Raw genomic sequence first — 7,614 nt, 5'->3', positions numbered from 1 at the left:
GGGCGATGGTCAGGGTCAGCGCCGTCGCGACCAGCGCGCTCGCTCCGGCGAGGCCCGCCGCCAGCTTGCGGCGGGACCGGAGGGTGGGCGCCTGGGCGGGGCCTGCGGGTTTGCGGTGACGTCCCATGTCTCGGATCTCTCGAAGATGCGGTTCAGAAGAGCCAGGAGGCTCTGAAGGATCAGAAGGCGAAGCACTCGGCATGGATGTGTTCCTCCGGGACCCCGGCCCGGACCAGCGCCGCCGTCGCCGACGCGGACATCCCCGGCGGCCCGCACAGATAGACGTCGTGCTCGGCCAGGTCGGGCACCAGGTTCCGCAGCGCCTGCGGGGAAAGGGGGTCTCCCCTGCTCGAACGAAGTTGAGAGCTTGGGGAAGGGTCGACTGCCGCGGCGGACCGGCCGAGGAGATAGTGCAGCGCCGCACCCCGGCTCCGGGCGATCCCCTCCAGCTCGTCCCGCAGCACGAGCTGCTCCGCGCTCCCCGCCCGGTAGAGCAGCGTGATGTCCCCGGGCCCGCCGGGCAGCGTCTCGAAGAGCGCCCGCATCGGCGTGATGCCGACCCCGCCCGCGAGCAGCAGCACCTTCCGCCGCGTACGCCGATGAGCGGTCAGCGCCCCGAAGGGCCCGGTGGCGAGCACCCGCGTACCCGGCCTGAGCCGCCGCACCCGCCGGGTGTGGCCGCCGATCGCCTTCACGGTGATCCGCAGGGTGTCGTCGCGCACCGGCGCGGACAGCGAGAACGGCAGCGCGGTGCGCCACAGCCTGCGCCGCAGAAAACGCCACCGGAAGAACTGCCCCGGCTCGGCCCGCAGCTCGTCGAGCCCGATGCCCTGCATCACGACCGAGACGACCCCAGGCCCTTCAACGCGTACGTCGATGACGCGCAGGCTGTGCCGGAACGCCTGGCGCACCGGCACGACGACGCGGTACCAGACGAGCAGCACCGCGACGACGGCGTGCAGCAGCGACCACACCCACACGGTGAGGACGCTGCCCGCCACATCGGGCCCGGCGAGCTGGTGCACGAAGGCGAGCGCCGCGCCGATGCAGGTCAGCAGATGCACGGCCCGCCACGTCTCGTGCTGGACACGGCGGCGCACCGCACGCGCGGACGTCACGCCGACGGCCACGAGCAGCGCGGTGCCGACGGCGGCGAGGGCGAGCCCCGGGTAGCCGAGCAGGTCGAGCGTGGCGGCGACCAGGTCGGTGCCGGCGTGGGCGGCGTATCCGCACAGGGCGAGAAGCGCGTGGCCGAGACAGAGGGAGAGGACGTAGCGGCCGCCGAGCGCGTGCCGCCGGGCGAGCCGGTCGGCGCCGACGCCGTGCTCGACGGCGGGGACGCGGGCCATCAGGAAGAGCATCACGAGGATCCCGTAGCCGGCGAGCAGCCCGGTCAGATGCGCGCCGGTCGCGAAGAGCACGTCGAGCCGCGCGGACGGCTCGGCCTGCGCGGCCCACAGGGCGGTGACGGCGACCGCCCCGCCGAGGATGCCGGCGCGGAGGGCGGCGGGGCTGACGCGGAGTGCGGGGTACGCGGCGAGTCGGGGATGGGCTGCCTCGGTGGTCACGGCCGCAGCGTAGGCGCGCGGTGCGTCTGAAAGGTGCTGGTCAGAGGGGTATCCGTGATCCTTAAGGCGGGCTTGAGGATGGGCTCAACGGGGGTTAAGCATCGGACTCCGGAACCGGAACTCCCGAACCGGCACTCCGGAACCGGAACTCTGAGTTCCCCCAACTCTCCCCGATGCTCCGGAACCTCTGAAGTCCCTCAACTCTCCCCGATTTGATGGACGGCATGATCACCCGATCCATAGGGTCGCGATCATGCCCGACATATCGCTGACCACCGTCGTCGTCCTCTGTATCGCCGCCCTCGCGGCAGGCTGGATCGACGCGGTGGTCGGCGGCGGCGGGCTGCTCCTGCTGCCCGCGCTGCTCATCGGTCTTCCGGGGTCGACCCCGGCCTCGCACGCCCTCGGGACGAACAAGGCCGTCGCCATCGTCGGAACGACCGGCGCCGCGGTGACGTACGTACGCAAGACACCCGTCGACGTGCCGACCGCCGTACGGATCGGGCTCGCCGCGCTCGCCGGATCGATGGGCGGCGCCGTCTTCGCCGCCGGGATGAGCACCGATGTGCTCAAGCCCGTCATCATGGTCGTCCTTGTCGGCGTCGGCGCCTTCGTCATCTTCAAGCCCGACTTCGGCACCGCGCCCGCCGCCCGGCCCGCGTCGCCCAAGCGGATCCTCGCCGCGATCGGCCTCGCGGGCCTCGGCATCGGCTTCTACGACGGGCTCATCGGGCCCGGCACCGGCACCTTCCTGGTGCTCGCGCTCACCGCCGTGCTCCACCTCGACCTGGTGGCGGCCTCCGCCACCGCCAAGATCGTCAACTGCTGCACCAACGCGGGCGCCCTCGCGATGTTCGCCTGGCAGGGCGCGGTCATGTGGCAACTGGCCGGTCTGATGGCCGTCTTCAACCTCGTGGGCGGCATGTTCGGCGCGCGCACCGCCCTGAAGAAGGGCAGCGGCTTCGTCCGGGTCGTGCTCCTGACCACCGTGTTCGGGCTCGTGGCCAAGATGGCGTACGAGCAGTGGGTCGCCTAGCCACTGGTCACAGGCGCCCGCCGGAGCCTCAGCGCACCCCCGTCAGATGGGCGAAGACCACCACGTTGCCCTGGTAGCCGGTCTTGCGCGAGTACGTGCCGCCGCAGGTGATGACCCGCAGCTCGGGGCGGTCCGCCGCGCCGTACACCTTCTCGTCGGGGAAGTTCTTCGCGGCGTAGACCTCGTTCGCGTCGACGGTGAACACCGCCACGCTGCCGTCCCTGCGCTCGACCTCGATGGTGCGGCCCTTGGTCAGGCCGCCCAGGTCGTAGAAGACGGAAGGGCCTTCGGCGTTGTCGACGTGCCCCGCCACGATGGCGGTGCCGGTCTCGCCCGGCGTGGTCCCGGACTCGTACCAGCCCGCGAGATTCGTCTTCTTGGGAGGCGGTACGTCGAGGCTGCCCTGGCGGGTGAGGCCGAGCCCCATGAGGGGCGCGTCGACCCGGATCGAGGGGATCTTGATCCGGTCGGGCGGCGACGGCGGGAGCGCGGACGCCGCGGGGGCCGTTCCGGTGCCCGCCGATGCCGATGCCGATGCCGACGCCGACGCCGAAGCGGCCTGCGCGGCGGACGGCTGCGGCGGCGGGCCCGAACCGGCGCCGTTGTGCAGCAGCCACGCGCCGGAGCACAGGGCGAGGACGGTGACGGCCCCTGTCGCGGAGTTGAGGGTCTTCCTGCGCATACGTGTCCCTCCTCGCCTACGTGCCCGTCCTCCTCGGGGCCGGGCAGTCCGGCCCCCTCGTCCCCCTCCCGGTCCGCGAGGGACATCGCGGACCGGGAGGGGGAGGGGGCTTGCGGTACCGGTGGACAGCGGAGGGTGTCCGTCAGATCCTGTCGCCTCTCGCCCGGCGATGCAGGAGCCAGGTACCGCCCGCGGCGGCCACGGCGAGCGCCGCCACACCCGCCGCGGTCTGCACGGGGTCGGGGCCCAGAGCGCCGCCGACCCCCGTCTTCACATGCCCCTTCGGAGCGACCCGATGCTCACGCGCGGCGGCGGTGGAGGTGACCGTCACCACCAGGTCGCCCGCCACCTCCTTGCCGTCCGAGCCGGAGCCCCAGCACTTCGCGACGATCTCGTAGGTGCCGGGCTGCGCCGACGGCGGCACCTTGAACTGCCCGATCGCGTTCTCCCTGTGCGTGCTCGGCGCCAGCGTGAAGGAACCCGCGCCCACCGCGCTCGCGTCGCCCGTCGCGGCCCCGTCGCTGCCGCACGCGGCGGTGTTCACCGTGACCGTGGTGCCGGGCGTGACGGTGGACGGGGACACCTCCAGGCCACCACCGCCGGCGGCGAGCGCGGCGGCCGCTGCGGGTGGCGCGAGCAGACCCGCCGATGCGACGGCTAGCGCGGCAGTGGTCAGCAGGCGGGCTCTGCGCATCGTGCTCGCTCCTCCGAGGGGCCTTCAGAGGGCACGGCCCGCGGCACCCCCAAGTGCCGCTGCGTCGGTCGAACCCCGCTCTACCGAGGTAAGTGGCACTTCACGGAGCACGCCTCCTGAAGGTCTGTCAGAAACTCTGCGGTGGAGCGGCTTCTGACGATTCGGCGGCTGCGTTCCAGCAGGTCACCCGGCGTGTCGCGGAGAAGAATCCGAAGGGGGTGCGGGGCGCCTGTGAATGGGTGACCCGGACGCCCCGCCGAGGACCTGATCCCGCCTCAGAAGTCCGTGCCGGGGCTCCGCCTCAGACAACGTCCCAGGGGGCGCTCTCGTACGCCTCCGTCACGGCCCGCATCAGCTTCGCGTCGACCGTGAACTCCGTGCCGTCGATCCGCCGCACGGGCGCGATGCCGCGCGCGTTGGTGACGAAGGCGGACGTGTACGCCGGCAGGTCCGCGAGGGTGACCGGGCCGCGCCGGGTGGGCAGCCCGGCGTCCGCGAGGCGCGGCTCGATCAGCTGCATGGTGATGCCGGCCAGGCAGGGCGCGTCCGGCCAGACGACCTCCGTCCCGTCGTAGAACGCGATGTTCGTGACGGCGCCCTCGCTGATCGTCCCGTCGGGCCCGGTGAGCAGCGCGTCGTCGAAGCCCGCGCGCCGCGCCAGGTCTCCGTAGCGGGCCTGGCCGAAGCCGCCCAGGTGCTTGATGTGCGGGAAGGGCCGCAGGTAGGGCACGGACTGCAGGGCCTGCGGGTCCGCCGGCATCCGGCCCGGCGCCCGGACGGTGACCATCACGGTCGGTTCGCCGTCGGAGGCGTGCACCAGGACGCGTACGGACGCCTCGGTGATGTCGTCACGCAGCACGTGCCGGATGAGCCCGCGGACGTACTCACCGTCAAGATCATGGTCGAAGAGCTCGCGCGTCGCCGCGTCGAGCCGGGCCAGATGCAGCGCGAGCCCCTGCACCGCACCACCCCTGACCTGCATGGCGGTGAAGTGCCCCACGGCGCCGAGCGCGGGCAGGAGCAGCCGGTCGGCGGTGGCGGCCCGGCCGTCGATCTCAAGGCGCTGTACCAGCGCGGGAGTTGTCATGGGCTTCACCGTACGAGGTGGCGGGGACCCCGGGGAGACACCGTCGTGGGGCCCCGCGCAAGATCGGCCACGGGAGCGACTTGACCTCAACCATGGTTGAGCTACGAGGCTCTTCCCCATGACCCAGAACACGCTTGCAAGCGAGACCCCCGTCCCCACCCCCCTGCGCGTCGCCGTCATCATCGGCAGCAACCGCGAGGGCCGCTTCGGGCCGACCGTCGCCGACTGGCTGCTGTCCCGGCTCGGCGAACGCGCCGACTTCGAGGTGGACACCGTCGACCTGGCCGACTCCCGGCTGCCCACCGCCCTCTCCTACGACCCGTCGCCCGAAGTGGTCGCCGAACTCGAGAAGGTCACCCCGAAGCTGGCAGCCGCCGACGCCTTCGTCGTCCTCACCCCCGAGTACAACCACTCCTACCCCGCGTCGCTGAAGGCCCTCATCGACTGGCACAACGCCGAGTGGCAGGCCAAGCCCCTCGCCTTCGTCTCCTACGGAGGGCTCTCCGGCGGCCTGCGCGCGGTCGAGCATCTGCGCCCGGTCTTCGCCGAGCTGCACACCCACACCATCCGCGACACCGTCTCCTTCCACAACGCGGGCGGGCTCTTCGACGCCGACGGCACCCACAAGGACCCCACCGGCGCCGACGCGGCCGCGAAAGCGATGTTCGACCAGCTGCAGTGGTGGGCCTGGGCGCTGCGCAGCGCCAAGGAGGCGCGCCCGTACGGCAGTTGAGCGTGGTCAGGAATCGGCCGACGGAAGTGGGTGCGGCTGTGAATCGGCCGTCGGAAGGTGGACCGCCGCCACCGCACCACCGCCCGCCGCGTTGCTCAGCTCCACGCGGGCGCCGATCACCTGCGCCTGGCCGAACGCGATGGTCAGACCGAGGCCCGTGCCCTGGCCGCGCTCCCGCGCGCCGGTCTGGAAGCGCCGCGGGCCGTCCTGGAGAAGGTGCTCAGGGAAGCCGGGCCCGTGGTCGCTGACCGTGACCACGGGCCCCGCGACCCGCACCTCCACCGGGTCCGCGCCGTGCCTGCGGGCGTTCGCCACGAGGTTGGCGACGATCCGCTCCAGGCGGCGCGCATCAGTGCGTACGAAGACGTCGCAGCAGATCCGGGCCGAGCGTCTCGATGCTCACGCGCTTCCCCGAGGCGAACAGGACGGGGTAGACGCGGCCGCCGAGCGCCCGGTAGGCGGCGAGCACACCGCGCCCGCTCTCCGTGTCGGCGGCCACGAGCAGCTCGGGCTTCCCGTCGCCCGTCAGGTCCGTCAGCATCGGCGGCCTGAGCCCGGCACGCCCCGGCCGTTCGATCGCGGGGCGGTCGGCGAGCGCGCGCATCCGCGGGCCGGCCCGCAGGACCTCGCGGAAGTCGAGGCCGCCGATCCCCTTCTTGCCCACATCGGGCAGCCCGTCCAGGGGTTCCGGCGGCGGCTGGTGGGTGGCGGCTGGCGGCTGGCGGCTGGTGGGTGGCGGCTGGCGGCTGGCGGTGTCGGCGCCGGGCGCCTTGGACGACGTACCCGACCAGGCGGGCCAGAGTGGTTCGCGGCGCGGCTGCACGGACACGGACGGCGCGGGCTCACCCGCGTCGAGCCCGTCCACGCTGCCGCATCCGGCGAGCACGACGACCGCCGCGGCGGCGAAGGGCGCTCGGCGCAGGAGGCGGGGGCGGGGGCGGCTGAGGTTCATGGCCCAGTCGACGTCAGGAAGCGTCCATCACGGAGACCGGGAGGTTGTGTAACAGGCGCCAGCACGCGGGCCGGGTGCGCGGGGATCGGGACCTTCGGCAGGGCCGGTGGCCCCGTCCCGCGAGACGTCCGGCGAGAATCGGTGCATGACGCCGACGTACGAAACCGGAGAGCCGGCCGCGGTCACCGTGCTGACCACGACCGACACCGCCCAGAAGGCCGAGGACCTCGCGAGCGGCGCGGTGGCGGCGCGGGTCGCCGCGTGCGCGCAGATCAGCGGGCCCGTCGTCTCGGTCTACCGGTGGGAGGGCGCCGTCGAGACCGCGCGGGAGTGGCAGGTCCTGTTCAAGACGGCGACCGCGCGGTACGGCGCCCTCGAGGCGTGGCTGACCGAGGCCCACGACTACGACACCCCCGAGATCATCGCGACGCCGGTGGTGCGGGGGAGCGCCGCGTACCTGGAGTGGGTGGAGCGGGAGACCGCCGAGTGAGCCCGGCGGCGGCTCAACTGCCGTTCTTCGTCTACGGAACGCTGCGCCCGGGGGAGCCCAACCACGACGTCCACCTGCGCGGCCGCGTCGCCGCGGAGGAGCCCGCGCGTCTGGCGGGGGCGGTCCTGTACGCGGGGCCCGGCTACCCGTACCTGGTGGAGGACCCCGAAGCGGGCCCGGTGCGCGGCGAGTTGATCACCGCACTGCCGTCGGCGTACGACAGGCTCCTCGCCGAGCTCGACGTACTGGAGGACTACGCGCCGGGCGACCCCCGCAATCTGTACGAGCGTGTGGTGCGCGAGGTGACCCTCCTGGACGGGGCGACGGCGCGGGCGTGGGTGTACGTGGCGGCGGCGCGGGTGGCTGCGGGGC

General features: G+C 73.0%; 10 protein-coding genes. 4 read left to right on the top strand and 6 right to left on the bottom strand.

Annotation, left to right across the window (positions count from 1 at the left end):
* Window positions 1-179 precede the first annotated feature (179 nt).
* Window positions 180-1,568: a ferredoxin reductase family protein gene (locus tag E2651_RS38740; RefSeq protein ID WP_209446356.1), complete on the bottom strand. Its 1,389-nt coding sequence runs from the start codon at window positions 1,566-1,568 to the stop codon at window positions 180-182.
* Between the two features lie 253 nt (window positions 1,569-1,821).
* Between E2651_RS38740 and E2651_RS38735 the strand changes: the two genes are divergently transcribed.
* Entirely contained in the window at window positions 1,822-2,604 is a 783-nt protein-coding gene (locus E2651_RS38735) for a TSUP family transporter (protein WP_135335966.1), read from the top strand.
* A gap of 28 nt (window positions 2,605-2,632) precedes the next feature.
* Here the strand turns inward: E2651_RS38735 and E2651_RS38730 are convergent, their stop codons facing one another.
* The 3 genes from E2651_RS38730 to E2651_RS38720 all read right to left on the bottom strand — a co-directional run bounded on the left by E2651_RS38730 (window position 2,633) and on the right by E2651_RS38720 (window position 5,067).
* Window positions 2,633-3,286, bottom strand: coding sequence for a class F sortase (locus E2651_RS38730; RefSeq protein WP_135335965.1), 654 nt, complete (start codon window positions 3,284-3,286; stop codon window positions 2,633-2,635).
* Between the two features lie 142 nt (window positions 3,287-3,428).
* Complete coding sequence (locus E2651_RS38725) at window positions 3,429-3,980, bottom strand: hypothetical protein (protein ID WP_135335964.1); 552 nt, start codon at window positions 3,978-3,980, stop codon at window positions 3,429-3,431.
* A 301-nt stretch (window positions 3,981-4,281) separates the two neighbouring features.
* Window positions 4,282-5,067 carry an aminotransferase class IV gene (locus E2651_RS38720; RefSeq protein ID WP_135335963.1) on the bottom strand — a complete coding sequence of 262 codons (786 nt, stop codon included), beginning with the start codon at window positions 5,065-5,067 and terminating at the stop codon, window positions 4,282-4,284.
* A gap of 118 nt (window positions 5,068-5,185) precedes the next feature.
* Between E2651_RS38720 and E2651_RS38715 the strand changes: the two genes are divergently transcribed.
* On the top strand, window positions 5,186-5,800 hold the full coding sequence (locus E2651_RS38715) for an NAD(P)H-dependent oxidoreductase (protein ID WP_135335962.1): 615 nt from the start codon (window positions 5,186-5,188) through the stop codon (window positions 5,798-5,800).
* Between the two features lie 6 nt (window positions 5,801-5,806).
* Here the strand turns inward: E2651_RS38715 and E2651_RS38710 are convergent, their stop codons facing one another.
* Window positions 5,807-6,115 carry an ATP-binding protein gene (locus E2651_RS38710; protein WP_348541697.1) on the bottom strand — a complete coding sequence of 103 codons (309 nt, stop codon included), beginning with the start codon at window positions 6,113-6,115 and terminating at the stop codon, window positions 5,807-5,809.
* Between the two features lie 34 nt (window positions 6,116-6,149).
* On the bottom strand, window positions 6,150-6,752 hold the full coding sequence (locus E2651_RS38705) for a hypothetical protein (RefSeq protein ID WP_135335960.1): 603 nt from the start codon (window positions 6,750-6,752) through the stop codon (window positions 6,150-6,152).
* A gap of 145 nt (window positions 6,753-6,897) precedes the next feature.
* On the opposite strand from E2651_RS38705, the gene cutA reads away from it, so the two are divergent.
* Both cutA and E2651_RS38695 read left to right on the top strand, forming a co-directional pair.
* Window positions 6,898-7,242, top strand: coding sequence for a divalent-cation tolerance protein CutA (gene cutA / locus E2651_RS38700; protein WP_135335959.1), 345 nt, complete (start codon window positions 6,898-6,900; stop codon window positions 7,240-7,242).
* The coding region (locus tag E2651_RS38695; RefSeq protein ID WP_135335958.1) for a gamma-glutamylcyclotransferase family protein at window positions 7,239-7,614 on the top strand (376 nt) is incomplete at its 3' end. The genes cutA and E2651_RS38695, both read left to right, overlap by 4 nt.

Source organism: Streptomyces sp. MZ04 (assembly GCF_004684775.1).
Classification (GTDB): Bacteria; Actinomycetota; Actinomycetes; order Streptomycetales; family Streptomycetaceae; genus Streptomyces.
The sequence above is the reverse complement of the archived record's forward strand: the minus strand, read 5'-3'. Positions and strand labels throughout refer to the sequence as shown.

Coding starts and splice junctions, on each gene's coding strand:
- E2651_RS38735 (WP_135335966.1), top strand. CDS start 1,822: ATGCCCGACATATCGCTGACCACCGTCGTCGTCCTCTGTATCGCCGCC.
- E2651_RS38730 (WP_135335965.1), bottom strand. CDS start 3,286: ATGCGCAGGAAGACCCTCAACTCCGCGACAGGGGCCGTCACCGTCCTC.
- E2651_RS38725 (WP_135335964.1), bottom strand. CDS start 3,980: ATGCGCAGAGCCCGCCTGCTGACCACTGCCGCGCTAGCCGTCGCATCG.
- E2651_RS38720 (WP_135335963.1), bottom strand. CDS start 5,067: ATGACAACTCCCGCGCTGGTACAGCGCCTTGAGATCGACGGCCGGGCC.
- E2651_RS38715 (WP_135335962.1), top strand. CDS start 5,186: ATGACCCAGAACACGCTTGCAAGCGAGACCCCCGTCCCCACCCCCCTG.
- E2651_RS38705 (WP_135335960.1), bottom strand. CDS start 6,752: ATGAACCTCAGCCGCCCCCGCCCCCGCCTCCTGCGCCGAGCGCCCTTC.
- cutA (WP_135335959.1), top strand. CDS start 6,898: ATGACGCCGACGTACGAAACCGGAGAGCCGGCCGCGGTCACCGTGCTG.